Origin of the sequence: Vreelandella indica, from assembly GCF_037070225.1 — a bacterium.
GTDB lineage: Bacteria > Pseudomonadota > Gammaproteobacteria > Pseudomonadales > Halomonadaceae > Vreelandella > Vreelandella arctica.
This window is the reverse complement of the sequence record NZ_JBANSO010000038.1, coordinates 15221-31574: the sequence shown is the minus strand read 5'-3', so window position 1 is coordinate 31574 and position 16354 is coordinate 15221. Positions and strand designations below refer to the sequence as shown.

Annotated in this window: 18 protein-coding genes and 4 tRNA genes; 10 read left to right on the top strand and 12 right to left on the bottom strand. The window is 54.7% G+C overall.

The features are described 5' to 3' along the window. The first annotated feature begins 264 nt into the window (after positions 1 to 264). Together V8L71_RS18995 and V8L71_RS18990 are read left to right on the top strand one after the other, a co-directional pair. Positions 265 to 519 carry a type II toxin-antitoxin system ParD family antitoxin gene (locus V8L71_RS18995; RefSeq protein ID WP_295713054.1) on the top strand — a complete coding sequence of 85 codons (255 nt, stop codon included), beginning with the start codon at positions 265 to 267 and terminating at the stop codon, positions 517 to 519. Then, positions 519 to 815, top strand: coding sequence for a type II toxin-antitoxin system RelE/ParE family toxin (locus tag V8L71_RS18990; protein ID WP_336275146.1), 297 nt, complete (start codon positions 519 to 521; stop codon positions 813 to 815). The genes V8L71_RS18995 and V8L71_RS18990 overlap by 1 nt, the downstream gene beginning before the upstream one ends. A gap of 84 nt (positions 816 to 899) precedes the next feature. Here the strand turns inward: V8L71_RS18990 and V8L71_RS18985 are convergent, their stop codons facing one another. The 3 genes from V8L71_RS18985 to uraH are packed head-to-tail and all read right to left on the bottom strand — an operon-like array spanning position 900 to position 3266. Then, positions 900 to 1634 (bottom strand): GntR family transcriptional regulator, encoded by a 735-nt coding sequence (locus V8L71_RS18985; RefSeq protein ID WP_336275145.1) that lies wholly within the window; start codon positions 1632 to 1634, stop codon positions 900 to 902. 15 nt (positions 1635 to 1649) lie between these two features. Next, a complete protein-coding gene (locus V8L71_RS18980; RefSeq protein ID WP_336275144.1) occupies positions 1650 to 2852 on the bottom strand; it encodes a urate hydroxylase PuuD in 1203 nt (400 codons plus the stop codon). Positions 2853 to 2912: 60 nt separating this feature from the next. Continuing rightward, entirely contained in the window at positions 2913 to 3266 is a 354-nt protein-coding gene (gene uraH / locus V8L71_RS18975; RefSeq protein ID WP_008955996.1) for a hydroxyisourate hydrolase, read from the bottom strand. 146 nt (positions 3267 to 3412) lie between these two features. Here uraH and uraD point away from each other — a divergent pair, with 146 nt between their 5' ends. Together uraD and V8L71_RS18965 are read left to right on the top strand one after the other, a co-directional pair. After that, a complete protein-coding gene (gene uraD / locus V8L71_RS18970; protein ID WP_008955995.1) occupies positions 3413 to 3949 on the top strand; it encodes a 2-oxo-4-hydroxy-4-carboxy-5-ureidoimidazoline decarboxylase in 537 nt (178 codons plus the stop codon). Between the two features lie 118 nt (positions 3950 to 4067). Continuing rightward, positions 4068 to 5438 carry a uracil-xanthine permease family protein gene (locus V8L71_RS18965; protein ID WP_336275143.1) on the top strand — a complete coding sequence of 457 codons (1371 nt, stop codon included), beginning with the start codon at positions 4068 to 4070 and terminating at the stop codon, positions 5436 to 5438. Positions 5439 to 5558: 120 nt separating this feature from the next. On the opposite strand, the gene V8L71_RS18960 is transcribed toward V8L71_RS18965, so the two are convergent. The 3 genes from V8L71_RS18960 to V8L71_RS18950 all read right to left on the bottom strand — a co-directional run bounded on the left by V8L71_RS18960 (position 5559) and on the right by V8L71_RS18950 (position 7593). Beyond that, entirely contained in the window at positions 5559 to 5915 is a 357-nt protein-coding gene (locus V8L71_RS18960) for a phasin family protein (protein ID WP_336275142.1), read from the bottom strand. Positions 5916 to 6096: 181 nt separating this feature from the next. Beyond that, the gene (locus V8L71_RS18955) at positions 6097 to 6786 is read right to left on the bottom strand and encodes a glutathione binding-like protein (RefSeq protein ID WP_008955992.1); all 690 of its coding nucleotides are present in this window, start codon (positions 6784 to 6786) and stop codon (positions 6097 to 6099) included. Between the two features lie 114 nt (positions 6787 to 6900). Next, positions 6901 to 7593 (bottom strand): glutathione S-transferase family protein, encoded by a 693-nt coding sequence (locus V8L71_RS18950; protein WP_336275141.1) that lies wholly within the window; start codon positions 7591 to 7593, stop codon positions 6901 to 6903. Positions 7594 to 7982: 389 nt separating this feature from the next. Here V8L71_RS18950 and V8L71_RS18945 point away from each other — a divergent pair, with 389 nt between their 5' ends. Continuing rightward, positions 7983 to 9674 (top strand): L-lactate permease, encoded by a 1692-nt coding sequence (locus tag V8L71_RS18945; protein WP_336275140.1) that lies wholly within the window; start codon positions 7983 to 7985, stop codon positions 9672 to 9674. A 96-nt stretch (positions 9675 to 9770) separates the two neighbouring features. Here V8L71_RS18945 and V8L71_RS18940 read toward each other — a convergent pair whose 3' ends face one another. Both V8L71_RS18940 and glcC read right to left on the bottom strand, forming a co-directional pair. After that, positions 9771 to 10295 carry a gamma carbonic anhydrase family protein gene (locus tag V8L71_RS18940; RefSeq protein ID WP_336275139.1) on the bottom strand — a complete coding sequence of 175 codons (525 nt, stop codon included), beginning with the start codon at positions 10293 to 10295 and terminating at the stop codon, positions 9771 to 9773. A gap of 44 nt (positions 10296 to 10339) precedes the next feature. Continuing rightward, positions 10340 to 11119, bottom strand: a complete 780-nt coding sequence (gene glcC, locus V8L71_RS18935) for a transcriptional regulator GlcC (protein WP_336275138.1) — start codon at positions 11117 to 11119, stop codon at positions 10340 to 10342. 13 nt (positions 11120 to 11132) lie between these two features. Here glcC and V8L71_RS18930 point away from each other — a divergent pair, with 13 nt between their 5' ends. The 5 genes from V8L71_RS18930 to V8L71_RS18910 all read left to right on the top strand — a co-directional run bounded on the left by V8L71_RS18930 (position 11133) and on the right by V8L71_RS18910 (position 15716). Beyond that, complete coding sequence (locus tag V8L71_RS18930; RefSeq protein ID WP_336275137.1) at positions 11133 to 11351, top strand: hypothetical protein; 219 nt, start codon at positions 11133 to 11135, stop codon at positions 11349 to 11351. Then, the gene (glcD, locus tag V8L71_RS18925) at positions 11335 to 12834 is read left to right on the top strand and encodes a glycolate oxidase subunit GlcD (RefSeq protein WP_336275136.1); all 1500 of its coding nucleotides are present in this window, start codon (positions 11335 to 11337) and stop codon (positions 12832 to 12834) included. Before V8L71_RS18930 ends, glcD begins: the two co-directional genes overlap by 17 nt. 51 nt (positions 12835 to 12885) lie before the next feature. After that, positions 12886 to 13986 (top strand): glycolate oxidase subunit GlcE, encoded by a 1101-nt coding sequence (glcE, locus tag V8L71_RS18920; protein WP_336275135.1) that lies wholly within the window; start codon positions 12886 to 12888, stop codon positions 13984 to 13986. A gap of 14 nt (positions 13987 to 14000) precedes the next feature. Next, the gene (glcF, locus tag V8L71_RS18915) at positions 14001 to 15233 is read left to right on the top strand and encodes a glycolate oxidase subunit GlcF (RefSeq protein WP_336275134.1); all 1233 of its coding nucleotides are present in this window, start codon (positions 14001 to 14003) and stop codon (positions 15231 to 15233) included. A gap of 81 nt (positions 15234 to 15314) precedes the next feature. Continuing rightward, positions 15315 to 15716: a GlcG/HbpS family heme-binding protein gene (locus V8L71_RS18910; RefSeq protein WP_044628702.1), complete on the top strand. Its 402-nt coding sequence runs from the start codon at positions 15315 to 15317 to the stop codon at positions 15714 to 15716. Positions 15717 to 15882: 166 nt separating this feature from the next. Here V8L71_RS18910 and V8L71_RS18905 read toward each other — a convergent pair. The 4 genes from V8L71_RS18905 to V8L71_RS18890 all read right to left on the bottom strand — a co-directional run bounded on the left by V8L71_RS18905 (position 15883) and on the right by V8L71_RS18890 (position 16345). Next, a tRNA-Asp gene (locus tag V8L71_RS18905) sits at positions 15883 to 15959 on the bottom strand. Between the two features lie 68 nt (positions 15960 to 16027). After that, a tRNA-Val gene (locus V8L71_RS18900) sits at positions 16028 to 16103 on the bottom strand. 51 nt (positions 16104 to 16154) lie between these two features. Continuing rightward, a tRNA-Asp gene (locus V8L71_RS18895) sits at positions 16155 to 16231 on the bottom strand. 37 nt (positions 16232 to 16268) lie between these two features. Next, positions 16269 to 16345: transfer RNA gene (locus V8L71_RS18890), tRNA-Asp, on the bottom strand. Between the last annotated feature and the right edge of the window lie 9 nt (positions 16346 to 16354).

Below are 16354 nucleotides of genomic sequence, written 5' to 3'. Positions count from 1 at the left end.
GTCTTGCCCTTGCCATTCGCTAGTAGTTGTCGCCTACTATCCTGAATATCAGGGTGAGGCGGTGATCTTCCTACAGAGGACTTCCACCTCATTAGTTCATGCCCATGCTGGGCGTACACAAGTTGTTGTAGTTCGTTCCGGCCTGCGGCCTCCACCGGACGCCCCTGTCGGGCCGCCGCTAAACAAGAGCGTAAGAGCATCATTGATTCAGTGGCGGCAGGAGTATGATAATGTCATATCTCTCTCATTTTAAGAGCATCAGCCATGAGCATGCACCGGAAAACCATCACGCTGACTGAACAGCAAGACGGCTGGGTGAAAGCCCAGATTGAAAGCGGCCACTTTGGCAACGATAGTGAATACATCCGCGATCTCATCCGAAGGGATCAGCAGGCCAAACAACGTCTTGCCATGCTGAGGCAAGCCCTCGTTGAGGGTGAGTCAAGCGGGAACCCGAAACCCCTGGATATATCGGCTATCAAGGCGGCTGGCCGTAAGCGGATCAAGGCGGTTGATTAGTGCTTGAATTGAATGTCACGCCAAAGGCGGAATCTGATCTCATCGGAATTTGGGTGTATACCTGTGAGGAATGGGGCGTTGATCAGGCGGATAATTACCTGGATCGGCTTGAGACCGGCATGAAACGGCTGATTGATCATCCATCACTCGGCGCGAACTACGACCATGTTTTTTCTGGGTATCGCAGATTACAGGTCGAGCACCACGCTGTTTTTTATCAACTGCATGACTCGAAAGTGCTCGTTGTTCGTGTGCTTCACGAGGATATGGATGCTCCGGAAAGGCTTTTGGAGTAGTAGGAGCTATATTCTCGGCGCAGCTTCAATATCACCGCCCCGTGCCGTTGCCCCCCAACAAGCTGCAGCTTGAGGCCACCACCCTTAACCCCCAAATATCTGCTGCAAATCCGGCACGTTCTCTTCCTCTTCAACCATCGATAGCGACGCTTCAATAGCTTTTAGATGGCGGCTCATAAAGGCTTTGGCGCGTTCGCCGTTGCCTGCTTCCAGGTAGCCGATCAGGTCGTCGTGGTCGTGGGATTCGCAGCCTAGGTGGCCGCGGTGGCCATAAACGGCGAGAATCAGCGATGCGCGCGAGCAAAGCCGTTCGACAAACTCTGCCAGTGTAGCGTTGCCCGAAAGCTGTGCTAGGCGCACATGGAAGTCTGCCGATAGCCGAATAGCCACGCTCTGCTGGCCACTGCGCAGCGCTTGGCGCTCCTGGCGGGCCATTTCGCGCAGCTCCGCTGCTTCTTTTTCGCCCATGCGTCGCGCTACATCGGGCATTAATCCACACTCGATCAACTGGCGGGCATCGAATACGTCTTTGGCTTCGTCGGCGGTGGGTCGGGTGACGCTGGCGCCACGACGCGGTGTTAGCGTGACTAACTGCTCCAATGCCAAACGTTGCAGGATTTTACGAATACCGGTGCGGCTAATGCCGAACACGTCCGCCAGGGCATCCTCGCGCAGCCGGGCGCCGGGCTTTAAGCGCTGCTCAACAATCGCGTCGCTGACGGAGCGATAGATAGCATTGTGGCGCTCATCGCCCTCTTTGCTATTTTTAACTTCTTTAGCAGGAGCGCGCCGCTTTACCGGCGCCTGCGCATCACTCATAGCTAGCCTCTCTGATCATTCCTCCCAAGCGGTGATGATATCGCGCTCTTCATCGCTCATGTTGGTCATATTGCCCAACGGCATATATTGGCTGGCGACAACCTGCTGAATTTGCGCCTTTTGGCCCAGAATCTCATCCCAGCTATCGAAAGCAAACCCGGCGGGTGGCGCTGAAAAACCAGCATGATCGGGGTTGCGAGCGTGGCACTGAACACAGTGCTGCTCGATCAAGCCAGTGATTTGCGCCTGATCCGGCCCTTGCGCGCCGGCATCGCCGCTTGTGGATGAAGCGCTCGGTGCAGCTACCCAAAAGGCTAACAGAATAAGCGCGACCCCAAAGGCCGGATACGCGGTTTGGGTTTTGCCTGCATGCATCAAGACAAAGAACTGACGGATCAAGGCACCAGCAAAGATAAACAGCACCATCACCACCCAGGCAAGCTCGTGTGAGTAAATAAAGGAGTAGTGATTACTCACCATCAGCAACACGACCGGTAGCGTGAAGTAGGTGTTATGCACCGAGCGCTGTTTACCGCGTTTGCCATCCAGCGGATTGGGGGCATCGCCCGCCTTCATGGCTTTAACCATGCGGCGCTGGCCGGGGATAATCCAGAAGAAAACGTTGGCCGACATCGCCGTCGCCATGACCGCGCCCGTGAGCAAGAAGGCGGCGCGGCCGGTAAACATCTGCGTACTGAGATAAGCAACGACCACCATCATCACGGCAACAGCGATGCTGAGCAGACCGTCGCGGTCCATATTGGGGCTAATGCGCTTACACAGCTCGTTATAAACCACCCAGCCGCCCAGCAGGAATGCCAGCGCCAAAAAGTTGGCCTGCCAGCCGGTCATGTTGGCGGCCCACTCCCAGGGGCTATTGGGGTTTACCAGATAGAAACCCGGATTGACCATGTAGAGAATCACAAACAGCGCAAAGCCGGAAAGCCACGTGGTATAGGCTTTCCAGAATGACCAGTGCAGATCGTTGGGGAGCTTAGCAGGCGCAGTGGCGTACTTCTGATTGTGGTAAAAACCACCGCCATGCACCGACCACATTTCACCAAAGACGCCCTTCTCGCGGTCTTCCTCAGCCTTTGGTGTGCGCAGGCTATTATCCAGCATGACAAAATAGATCGATTCACCGATCCAGGCGATAGCCGCAATTACATGCAGCCAGCGAAGCAGCAAATTAACAAAATCGATTAGGTACGCTTGCATAAAATAAATCTCGTTAGGTTTGCCTGAAAACTCAGCGAGAGCAGCCAGGTTTCAGACAAATCAGCTACCGCGATAAGTTGAATAGCCATAGGGCGAGAGAAGTAGCGGCACATGATAGTGCTGGCTGGCATCCGCAACGCCAAAGCGCAGCGGGATTACGTCTAAAAAGCGCGGCTCATTAGCTTCAACGCCTTGGGCACGCAGGTAATCACCGGCATGGAACACCAGCTCGTACTCCCCTGATGTGAGCGCATCACCTTCTAAAATGGGTGCATCACAACGCCCGTCACTGTTAGTAATCACTGTACTCAGGTGTTGGCGCTCACTGCCTGTAAGGCGAAACACCTCAATAGTAATCCCCTGACCGGGCTGTCCTTTGGCGGTATCCAGTACGTGGGTGGTTAAACGGCCCATAGCCACTCCTTATTTATAACGTTGTTTGCTTTGCTTAACCTATTGGTCAAAGAGTACCGTTACTGCCATTTATTGTATACAGTAATTCCATCCACGCACCTTTTGAACCACCGTCGCTTTAACATTACCCGCTTTGGAGAGTGTCAATGCCAACATCTCACCCGTTACTGCTTTCACCCGCGCCTAGCAAGTGCAGCCTTGAAATGCTTACCCACCATTATGGGGATATTTATGAACACTCCCCCTGGGTGGCCGAAGCGGCCTGGCAGCACGGCCTGACGGAAGCCCACGACACCCCAGATGCACTGGCCGAGTTGATGGGGCTTATGTTGCAGCAGGCAAGCAGCGAACAGCAAATCAAGGTGATTCAGGCGCACCCAGATTTAGCCGGTAAAGCCGCGATGGCCGGTGAGTTAACTCAAGATTCTACCAGTGAGCAGGCAGGCGCCGGGCTCGACCAGTGCAGCCCTGAAGAGTTTGCGCGCTTTGAGTATCTTAATGCGGCGTACAAGGAGAAGTTTGGTTTTCCCTTTGTGGTTGCCGTGAAAGGGCTTGATCGACATGGAATTCTAGCTGCCTTTGAAGAGCGTCTGCACAACGATGCAGCCACCGAACGACAAACGGCAATTGAGCAAATTATCCGTATTGCACGTTTTCGGTTAAGGGCGCGTGCCGAACAATAAGCTGAAGCGTTAACGACTATTCGCCAATGGCTGCTTGCATTTATTTCTTGTATACACTTTTATTAGTAACTGGATGCAATAAATAAAAAATGCCACCCACTGCGAATAAAGGCTCTTTATGTCCACTCCGCCCGACGCTCAGACGCGGCCTTCGCGTACCATTAATCAAAACCCCGACGCGATGCCGCCGCTCTCAAAAGCGATTCCACTCGGCCTACAGCACATCATGGCCATGTTCGCTGGTAACGTAACGCCGCCAATTATTATTGCCGGCGTGATTGGCGCCAACCCGGCGGAGCAAATCTTTTTAATCCAGGTGGCGCTGTTTGTGGCGGGGGTATCCACTCTGGTACAAACCATCGGTATTGGACCAATAGGCGCCCGCCTGCCGATTGTGCAGGGCACCAGCTTTGGTTTTTTGCCGGTGGCACTCCCGTTGGCTAAAGCATTTGGCCTGCCCGCAGTGCTCGGTGCTTCCTTTGTGGCTGGGCTGCTACAAATTGTGCTCGGCGCTTTTTTAAAGAAGATTCGCCACTGGTTCTCGCCGGTAGTGACCGGCATCGTGGTGCTGCTGATTGGTATTACGTTGATGCCGGTAGGCCTCAATTACGCCGCGGGTGGCGTTGGCGCGGATGACTTCGCATCGCCTGGTAACTTGCTGTTGGCGCTGTTTGTCCTCAGCGTGACGATTGCCATTCACCAATATGGGCGTGGCTTTATAAAAGCGTCTTCTATTCTGTTTGGCTTAGTGGCGGGCTATGCGGTTGCCATCATTCTTGGCAAGGTCGATTTTACCTCGCTAAGTAACGCTGCTTGGTTCGCGCTCCCTAAACCACTGGAATACGGCATGACGTTTTCAGGCACCGCGATCGTCGGCATGACGCTGATTATGTTTGTGGTGGGGCTAGAAACGATTGGCAATATTTCTGCCATTACCACCACCGGGGCTGGCCGTCCCGCTAAAGACCGAGAGCTCTCTGGCGGCGTTATGGCCGATGGGGTAGCGACTTCATTTGCCGCCGTTTTCAACACCCTGCCCAACACCGCTTATGCGCAGAATGTTGGCCTGATTACCTTGACCGGCGTGGTTAGCCGCCATGTGGTGACTATCGGCGGGCTGCTATTGATCGCCATGGGGCTATTTCCCAAGCTGGGTGGGCTGGTGGCCGCCATGCCGCCTGCGGTACTTGGTGGGGCGGGCGTGGTGATGTTTGGCATGATCGCATCGGCGGGTCTTAAAATCATCAAAGAGTGCGAGCTTGATCAGCGCAATATGCTGATCATCGCGGTTTCGTTAAGCCTGGGGATCGGCCTGCCTGCCGTCGAGGCAATCTCAGAAACCATGCCTGGGCAATTGGGGCTGTTGCTTAAGTCGGGCTTAGTGCCTGCCGCCCTCGCCGCTTTATTGCTGGATGCCATCTTACCGGGCAAGCCTGACCGGCAAGCCAAGCTAGCTGCTGCAGAAGCTGAATCTAAAGCTAAGCGTTAACGGTCATTACACCTTTTGCCGTTAGCTAGATATAAAAAAGCGCCGCGCCCCTATAGGGCAAAGCGCTTTTAGACAGTCTAAAGTTTACTCTTTGCAAAACCAACTCATTACAAAGCTAACTTAATGCTTCGCTTTTTCTACCACGTTCTTAGTGGATTCTTCTGCCTGCTTCTGGCTATCTTCAGCAAAGCTTTGTCCGATTGACGTTACTTTTTCAGTATCGCCTTTTACGCGTTCCATGAATTCACTGGCTGTTTTCTGCTGACTTTCCATTGCTTTCTTGAAACTATCAGCGTCTTTTACATCAAGCCAAGTGCGCGCTTGTGAAATTGCCATATCAGAGTAGGCACGGAAAGCGTCCATTTGCGCACTGAAAAGCTGATCGTAGTAATCAAGGGCGGTTAACGTATAAGAACGCATGGGTGAAACAAAAGCGGATTCAAACTGTTGCGTTGTCTTATCAGTCGCTTTATTCATCTTAATATCTCCAGATGTGAGCTAGCACATAAACTCGCCTTCGTTAGGCGGTTGTTAGCCAGGCTGTTGCCTCTGCTGCCATTAAAGCTAGCAGTGCTTTTTGTGCAGCGCAACATGGTTTTTACTCATGCTGCGCCTGCTCACTTCTGGTTAGTGCAAAACGCTGTCGGCACCCCGACGACTAGCGGTTACCGAACAAATGCTTACGCGCTTGCTCGTCCATTTCCACACCTGCCTGGGGATTTACTTCTTCAACCAATGCGTACGCCCGGCGCACGGCTGGGCGTGCTTTGACCATCTCAAACCAGCGCTCCAGGTCGGGAAACTCTTCAATGGTTTGACGCTGTTTTTCCCAGGGCACAATCCAGGGGTAGATCGCCATGTCGGCAATCGAATAGTCATCGCCGCCCACATAAGTGTGATTCGCCAGGCGCTGATCCAACACGCTGTAAAGGCGATTGGTTTCACGCACGTAACGCTCGATGGCGTACTCAATTTTCTGCGGGGCGTAGTGGCAAAAGTGGTGGTTTTGGCCTGCCATCGGGCCTAAACCGCCCATTTGCCAGTGTAGCCACTGCAGCACGATGTAGCGTTCGCGGCCCGCAGCAGGCAGGAAAAGACCGCTCTTATCGGCGAGGTATTCCAGAATCGCGCCAGACTCAAACATCGAAAGCGGCTGCCCGCCATCCTTCGGCGCGTGATCGACAATGGCGGGAATGCGGTTATTAGGGGCGATGGTGAGAAATTCAGGGTCAAACTGCTCACCGCGGCCGATATTAATTGGCTTCACTCGATACGCCAGTTTGGCTTCTTCGAGCATGATGGAGATTTTGTGGCCGTTTGGTGTTGTCCAGTAGTACAGGTCAATCATTGCCATCTCCTTGTTGAAAACGTTGATTCACTCGCCATGAGTTTACCAAGCTTTCATATTAATCAGGCGGTACGTTAGCGTACCGCCCCTGTCAGCTATATCGCGCAGTTGGCGTTATAGATCGCGCACGGTCAGGGCCTTGCTAGCTTCTCCACCGTGTACGCTTAGCATACGCTTAAACCATTCATCGACCGGGTCGCCAGCCTCTACTAGCGTCTGTGTCGATACGACGTGCGCCCACATCATGCTGCCGAACAGTAGGTAATCGGAACCGGCAGGTGCATCGCCGTCTAAAAAGTCGCTGTCCCGTAGCAAGTCGCGCACAGGTGCTAATACCTGCTTGAGCTGCTGTTTGCCCTGCTCTGGCTGATGGAACTCTTCTAATGTGCAACCAAACCGCGCTTCACGAGCTTTGCGGAAATAGTCGCGATCGTTTGGGTGAATGGCCGCGAGCAGATCCATGGCAATAATGCGAAACAGTGCTGGTGTTACGCTACGTTCAACAAAGTATTTGAACAGTAAAACCCGCTGATAACTGGCCCCTTCACCCAGCATGGGGGCGTCGGGATAGGCTTTATCCAGATAGCGCATGATTTCAAAGCTATCGGTCACCACTTGATCGCCATCACAGAGCACCGGCACTTTGTCGTAGTCAGCAAACTCCAACGCTTTTTTGTCGAGGAATCGCCACGCCACGGTGGTGAATTCCAGGCCTTTGTGGGCGAGCGCCATGCGCACGCGCCAGCAGTAAGGTGAGAAGCGTAGCCGTTCATCTCGGCCGCACAGGTCATAAAGCTTTAGTGCCATCACTACCGCCTTTTTGTTAAGAGGATCGTTGGTAAAAAATAATGGGTAAAAGGGCTTAGAAGGCTCTCTTACACACTTAGCGTAGTTAACAATGAGCCCAACCATCTAACCGTGCAAGAGAGACTGCTTAGCACTGTCTATTAGTCTAATGGGCCAGCGGGGCACCCGCCTTGAAAAGACATCTAAAAATATTTTAAAAACAATAAATTAGGAAAAAACCAGTAGCGTAATCTTACATTCAAAACAAGCGTTACACTGGTAAGACCAATTTTCCAATGTAGTCATCTGGTTAGCCTAAACGTATCTTTCCCCTACACCCGGCAAGCGATACAAATGCTGGGCGGTTATTGCGGAGCATACCAAATTAATAACAAGGGGCAGTTCCTTCCATGAATGAAACGATACTTGCACTTCTGGCCTTCTTGCCGCTGTTGATGGCCGGTATTTTACTCGTTGGGTTTAAAATACCGGCCAAGATAGCGATGCCTCTCGTCTTCCTGACAGCCGCCATCATTGGCTTAACCGTTTGGGATATGTCGTTTAGCCGTGTCGCGGCTTCCACCATTCAAGGCTTGATCCAAACCGCTGGCCTTCTATGGATTATCTTTGGTGCCATCCTGCTGCTTAACACGCTTAAGCACTCCGGCGGCATTACGGCTATCCGTAATGGCTTCTCCGGTATTAGCCCTGACCGTCGCGTACAGGCGTTGATTGTTGCTTGGCTGTTCGGCTGCTTTATCGAAGGCGCGTCTGGCTTCGGTACACCAGCCGCCGTGGCGGCACCGCTGATGGTCGCGCTCGGCTTCCCGGCTCTTGCGGCAGTCGTCGTTGGCATGATGATCCAATCAACACCGGTCTCCTTTGGTGCGGTCGGTACACCTATTGTGGTGGGTGTTGGTAGCGGCTTGGATCGAGCGGGCATTACCACTGAACTTGACTCGGTAGGCTCCAGCTGGGATGTCTTCTTCCAACTGGTAACCAGCGAAGTGGCGATCACTCACGGCATCGTGGGTATTTTAATGCCGCTGATTCTGGTCACCGTCATGGTGCGTTTCTTCGGCGCTAACCGCTCCTGGAAAGAGGGGCTGTCGATTACTCCCTTCGCCATCTTCACCGGTATCTGCTTCGTGGTGCCTTACATGCTGGTAGGCGTGCTGCTTGGCCCTGAGTTCCCGTCGATGATCGGCGCGATGGTAGGCTTGGCGATTGTGGTTCCGGCGGCCAAACGCGGCTTCCTGATGCCTAAAGATACCTGGGACTTCCCTGAATCGACTTCGTGGCCAGACGAGTGGATCGGCAACCTGCAGATCAAGCTGGATGACGTTGTCGGCAGAGCCCCGATGTCCACCTTCAAAGGCTGGGTACCCTACGTATTGCTGGCGCTGTTCCTGGTCGCTTCGCGCACCATCGAACCGCTACGTGTCGCTCTGACCTCGATCAATCTCAGCTGGAACAATATTCTGGGTGAAGCGGGTGTTAGCGGCGGTGTTCAGCCGCTCTACCTGCCGGGCGGTATCATCCTGGCCGTGGTTATCGTGACCTACTTCCTGCATCGCATGAATCCGCAAAAAATGAGCGCAGCGGTGTCGGAATCCACTAAAACCATTTTTGGAGCTGGCTTCGTGCTGATCTTTACCGTGCCGATGGTACGTATCCTGATCAACTCCGGCGTTAACGGTGCGGACCTGGTCTCGATGCCGGTCATGATGGCACAGGCGGTGGCCGACAGTGTTGGCGGCATCTACCCCTTCTTTGCCCCGACGGTCGGTGCGATGGGCGCCTTCATCGCAGGCTCCAACACGGTTTCAAACCTGATGCTGGCAGAATTTCAGTTCAGTGTTGCTGAAACCCTGGGCCTTTCCACCGCCATGATGGTGGCACTACAAGCAGTCGGTGCGGCGGCGGGTAATATGATCGCTATCCACAACGTGGTTGCGGCATCAGCGACGGTGGGCCTGCTCGGCCGTGAAGGGGCCACCATCCGTAAGACGATTCTGCCGACGATCTACTACCTTATCTTTACCGGTATCATCGCCCTTATTGCGTTCTACGTGATTGGCGTAACGGATCCGTTAATGTGACCGTGAAGTAGCTCTGGCTGAAATAACGACGCTAGAAACGCAAACCCCCAGGCCAAGGCCTGGGGGTTTGCTATTTAGCACATCTAGTTTTACGCATTAATCGATGCGTTTTAGCTGCTGGCTATGGAGTTTGCCGCGTTCAACATAGCTCTCGGCATTTTTCTTCAGTCCCGCCACTGCCTCTTCAGAAAGCTCGCGCACGACCTTAGCCGGCGAGCCAACGATTAACGAGTTGGGCGGAAACACTGCGCCTTCCTTAATAAAGGCACCGGCACCCACCAGGCTGTTCTCACCAATCACTGCCCCATTAAGCACTACGGCTTGTATGCCGATTAAACACCCATCGCCGATGGTGCAGCCATGCAGCATTGCCTGATGCCCAACAGTTACGCCTTTACCTACCTTGAGCGGAAAGCCTGGGTCTGCGTGAAGCACCGCGCCATCCTGAATATTGCTCTCTTCACCTACTTCAAGATGGTCGGTGTCACCGCGCAACACGGCTTGATACCAAACGCTTGAGCGCGCTTTTAAGGTGACCTGGCCGATTACATCGGCCGTTTCCGCAATGTAAACATCGTCGTGAACCTCTGGGCGATGCTCGCCGTATTGATAAAGTGCCACGTTAACCTCCTGGGTTGTTATTGGTGTTTTGGTTGTTGGCTTTTCTATTGCCACTCCTCAAGGCGCATGGAGGAGCGCTCCAGCCGATCATGCTCTATCTCTAAATCACGCAGCAGCTGGCTAATGCTGGAGAGATGCTCCAGCGCTACCTGTTTTGCCTGCGCCGCCTCGCCGCTGACAACGGCATCATGCAATTGGGCATGCTGCTGATTGATCATCGCCCGCGGTACCGGCAAATGATAAAGGTGTTTGACCGAAGCGAAAACCGAGCTAAGCAGTAAGTCGGTCAGGCTTTGCAGCGTGTGTACCAATACCGGGTTGTGCGAGGCTTGGGAAACCGCTAAATGAAAAGCGTGATCGAGCCTGGCAAGACGCTCGACATCGATCGTCTCGGCTGTTTCCACGTAGTCGGCCATTTCACGATAACGCCGGGTGATCAACACTCGGTCGGCGGAAGTGCCTCTGTTTGCCGCTAACCACGCTGACTCTCCTTCCAGTAGAGCACGCACTTCCAGCAGATCAAACAGCGTGCGTGGATGATCTTTAAACAAGTGCATTAAAGGGCTTTGATTGCTGACGGGCAGTAGCGTAGCTACCGTTGAGCCGTGGCCCTGCCGGGTATCGATAATTCCTTTGCTGCGCAGAATTCTTAATCCCTCGCGCAGCGATGCGCGGGAGACGCCCAACCGGTCACACAGCCGTCGTTCCGAAGGAAGCAGCTGGCCGGGGCGAAAAACGCCATCAAGAATAAGCCGCTCAAGCCGGGTGGCCACTTGATCCGGCCTTCGCTGCCCGGGTGACAAGGCTTGATTTTCTGCTGCCATGGTGACTCTCCTGATGGGCAATATGACCAGCTTGCCAGCACTTCACCCAGTACTAAACAAAGAAGGCATCACTGTCGACCAATTACTGGTCAGACCAATGCACCACCACCTAGACAGATGGATAAAAAAAGCTCAAATTGAGGCCATGCTAGTTGGCGGTATGCGCCTAAATTTTCAACGTTTGCCTTTAATGATAATAAGCATGGGATGTCGTGATGAATATCCTCTTTGATGAGCGTCTGGACGGCGAATTGGTTCAGCGAGATAAAAGCGAGGTCTTGAGCGACCTGCAGCAAGCGGTCCCGGATATGACGCTGCTGCACCGTGAAGAAGACCTGCGCCCCTTTGAGTGCGATGGGCTAGCGGCCTATCGCGTGCTACCGATGCTGGTGGCACTGCCTGAAACCCTGGAGCAGGTAAAAGGGCTGCTGAAGCGCTGCTATGCGCTGGGCGTGCCCGTCGTTACCCGCGGCGCGGGCACCGGCCTCTCTGGCGGCGCGCTGCCACTGGAGCAAGGCGTGCTGCTGGTCATGTCGCGCTTTAGCAAAATACTGAGTGTGGACCCCGATGCCCGCATGGCGCGGGTTCAGCCTGGCGTGCGTAACCTGGCAATTTCTGAAGCTGCTGCGCCTTACGGACTTTACTACGCGCCGGATCCCTCCTCGCAAATTGCCTGCTCGATCGGCGGTAACGTGGCCGAAAATGCTGGTGGCGTACACTGCCTCAAATACGGACTGACAGTGCATAACGTGATGCGCGTCGACGTGCTCACCATTGAGGGAGAGCACATGACCTTGGGCGCCGAGTCTTTCGATGCGCCCGGCTTTGATCTGCTGGCGTTGATGAATGGCTCAGAAGGCATGCTTGGTGTAGTCACCGAAATTACCGTTAAGCTGCTGCCCAAGCCCGAAACCGCCAAGGTACTGATGGCCAGCTTCGACGATGTCGAAAAAGCGGGACGCGCTGTGGGCGACATCATTGCCGCTGGCATTATCCCCGGTGGCCTGGAGATGATGGATAAACTTGCCATCAAAGCCGCCGAGGATTTTGTCAAAGCGGGCTACCCTCTCGACGCCGAAGCGATTCTGCTCTGTGAGCTGGATGGCGTTGAAGCCGACGTGGACGACGATTGCAATACCGTACGGCGGGTACTTGAAAAAGCTGGGGCCACCAATATCCAGCAGGCCCGCGATGAAGCCGAGCGCGCCAAGTTCTGGGCCGGGCGTAAGAATGCCTTTCCTGCAGTGGGCCGTATGTCACCCGATTATTATTGCATGGACGGCACGATTCCACGCCGCGAACTCCCCCGCGTACTCAAAGGCATTGCCGCGCTTTCCGAGGAGAGCGGCCTGGCAGTTGCCAACGTATTCCACGCAGGTGATGGCAACATGCACCCGCTGATCCTGTTTGATGCCAATAAAGAGGGACAGTTGGCGCTTGCCGAAGAGGTGGGCGGCAAGATTCTTGAGCTTTGTGTCGCGGCAGGCGGCTCGATCACAGGTGAGCACGGTGTTGGGCGCGAAAAGATCAACCAAATGTGCAGCCAGTTCCAGCCGGATGAGATTAGCGTTTTTCATGCCCTGAAAGCGGCATTTGACCCTAAGCGACTGCTCAACCCCGGCAAGAATATTCCAACCCTGGCGCGCTGCGCAGAGTTTGGCGCCATGCATGTTCACAATAACGAACTGCCGCACCCGGATCTGCCCCGTTTTTAATAGTGACCTAGTCAAGATAACCACTAGGCAAAATAAATATTGGAATAGACCATGACCGAACTAGCGATGCATGCCGCCGACCGCGATATCGCTGACACGCTGTGTGAGCAGGTGCGCAGTGCATATGACGCACGCACTCCGCTACGTATTGTAGGCGGAGATACCCGCGCTTTTTATGGCCGACCGGTGGAAGGCCAAGCGCTGCAGATGGCCGAACATAGTGGCATTGTCAGCTACGACCCGGTGGAATTGATCGTCACCGTGCGCGCTGGCACGCGGCTAAGCGCCCTTCAAGCTGCGCTGGCAGAAAAACACCAAATGTTAGGGTTTGAGCCGCCCATGTTTGGCGAAGCCTCGACCATTGGTGGTGCCGTTGCGACCGGCCTTTCTGGCCCACGCCGCCCCTGGGCGGGTGCAGCGCGGGATTTTGTGCTCGGCACACGGATAATCACTCAAGAGGGCAAGCTGCTGCGCTTTGGTGGCGAAGTGATGAAGAATGTCGCCGGTTACGATCTTTCGCGCATGATGGCTGGCGCCCAGGGAACGCTTGGCGTACTGACCGATATTTCGTTTAAGGTGCTGCCGATCCCTAACGCCACGCACAGCCTGCGTTTATCACTCAACCTTAACGATGCGCTGAAAAAGCTGGCCGAGCTGGGCCGTCAGCCGCTACCGATCACGGCGGCTGCCTGGCATAACGGTGAGCTCTTTCTGCGCCTAGAGGGAGGCAAAAGCTCGGTACAGGCAACCCAGGAGCGCTTAGGCGGCGAATCGCTTGATCCAAGCTTCTGGGCGTCCCTACGCGATCATAGCCACCCTTTTTTCCAGCTCAACGACGGCCAAGCGCTGTGGCGGCTATCGCTGCCGCCCAATACCGCCCCGCTGAACCTGGATATTGCCGAAACCGATATTTTTTACGACTGGGCAGGCAGTCAGCGCTGGGTAAAAACAGCGCTGGACGCTGATACGCTGCGCGCCGCCTGCAAAGCAGTAGGCGGCCATGCCACCTGTTACACACCCCATGCCCAGGGCGGCGCCGTTGAGCCTTTCACACCGCTGAATGCGGTGGTGGAAAAATATCATCGTAACTTAAAGGCGGAGCTGGATGCCCATGGCATATTCAATCCCGGTCGTCTTTATGCGGCGTTTTAATCAGGAGAGCTGACATGCAGACGCAATTTACCGATGCCGACCGTCAGAAGCCGCACATACAGGAAGCAGATAGCATTTTGCGCACCTGCGTTCACTGCGGTTTCTGTAACGCCACCTGCCCCACCTACCAGCTGTTGGGCGATGAGCGCGACGGCCCCCGCGGGCGTATTTATCTGATGAAGGAGCTGCTTGAGAGCCGCGACGATGACGACCAGGTCACCGAAGAGACTCGCCTGCACCTTGACCGCTGCCTGACCTGCCTTAACTGTGAAACCACCTGCCCTTCAGGCGTGGAGTACCACAAGCTGCTCAACATTGGCCGTGCCGAAATTGAGCGCCGGGTGCCCCGCCCTGCTGGCGAGCGGGCTCAGCGCTATGCGCTGCGTAAGATGATGGTCGAACCTAAACGCTTTCAGGCGCTGCTAAAGCTGGGCCAAACCTTTAAGCCGCTGGTGCCTAGCAAGCTACGCAATAAAATGCCCGCTGAACCGATAGATGCAGGCGTACGCCCTGATGCGCACCGTCATACCCGGCAAGTGCTGATTCTGGAAGGCTGCGTGCAGCCGGGGCTGTCACCCAATACCAATGCGGCTACCGCGCGGATCCTAGATCGGCTCGGCATTAGCGTAACGCCGGTGGCTGAAGCAGGCTGCTGTGGCGCGGTTGATTTTCACCTCAACGCCCAGGACGATGGGCGGGCTCGTATGCGCGCCAATATCGACGCTTGGTGGCCCTACATTGAACAAGGCGCGGAAGCCATCGTGCAAACTGCCAGCGGCTGTGGCGCCTTTGTCAAAGAGTATGGTTACATGCTCAAGGATGATCCCGACTACGCTGAAAAGGCCAAAAAAGTCAGCGCACTGGCAAAGGATATCGTCGAAATACTGCGCGACGAGCCGCTGGAAGCGCTGCAGCTTAAAGAGCACCAGCGTTTAGCGTTCCACTGCCCCTGCACGCTGCAGCACGCCCAGAAGCTCAACGGCGCAGTGGAAGGCGTGCTTAGCAAACTCGGCTTTGCACTCACGCCCGTGAAAGATGCCCACCTGTGCTGCGGCTCGGCAGGCACCTACTCGGTCACACAGCCAGAGCTCGCCACCCAGCTGCGCGATAACAAGCTGAATGCGCTAGAAGCAGGCAACCCTGAGGTGATTGTGACCGCCAACATCGGCTGTCAGACCCATCTCGCCAGCGCCAACCGTACGCCGGTACGCCACTGGGTAGAAGTCGTAGACGCTGCCCTGGTATAACCCTGTACACTCGCTGCGCTTTCACAACGTATTAACGGTTGGGCGCAGCGCTTTAATCCCTATGATAAGAAGGATCCTTTGATGCAAACCAAAGCTGTTTTAGGCCAAGCCGACGTTATCCAAGTCCTCGACGCCGCACAGAAAGAAGCTGACAACAACAGCTGGCCGGTCACCATCGCCGTCACCGACGATGGCGGCCACCTGCTGGCACTGCGCCGTTTAGACGGTGCTGCCCCGTTCAGCGCCGATGTCGCTACCCAAAAAGCGCGTAGCGCGGCCCTGGGTCGTAAAGAGACCCAAGTGTTTGAAGAGATGATTAACGGTGGCCGCACGGCGTTTGTCTCTGCGCCGCTACAGGGTCTGCTATCTGGCGGCGTGCCGATCATCGTGGATGGCCAAGTCGTCGGCGCTGTTGGCATCTCTGGCGTCAAGCCAGATCAAGACGTGCAAATTGCCAAAGCAGGCGTCAGCGCAATCGCCTAACACTTCCATAGTAAGTAACAAAAGCAAGTAACAGCACCGTGCAGCTCATTGACTGCACGGTGCTGTTAGCGTGTTATGTACACGCAATAAAAAAGCCCGAATCTATGATTCGGGCTTTTTTGGAATTTTTTCGGCTTTATCTTAATGACTGCCGACAGGTGCTTAATGGCGGACCGGACGAGACTCGAACTCGCGACCTCCGGCGTGACAGGCCGGCATTCTAACCGACTGAACTACCGGTCCACTGTAAGAAACATAACCATTCAACAGACAATTTAAGCGGTTCAGAGGCGCATAAATGTGAAACTGAATGGTGGGTGGTACTGGGTTCGAACCAGTGACCCCCAGCTTGTAAGGCTGGTGCTCTCCCAACTGAGCTAACCACCCGGGATATTGAAAGCTTATCGCTTATCAATATAACTACTTATTAAGTTATCGTGGCGGACCGGACGAGACTCGAACTCGCGACCTCCGGCGTGACAGGCCGGCATTCTAACCGACTGAACTACCGGTCCGAATAGCGATAACTAAGTATGCAGATAAACATAATGATGGCGGACCGGACGAGACTCGAACTCGCGACCTCCGGCGTGACAGGCCGGCATTCTAACCAACTGAACTACCGGTCCGCATATACA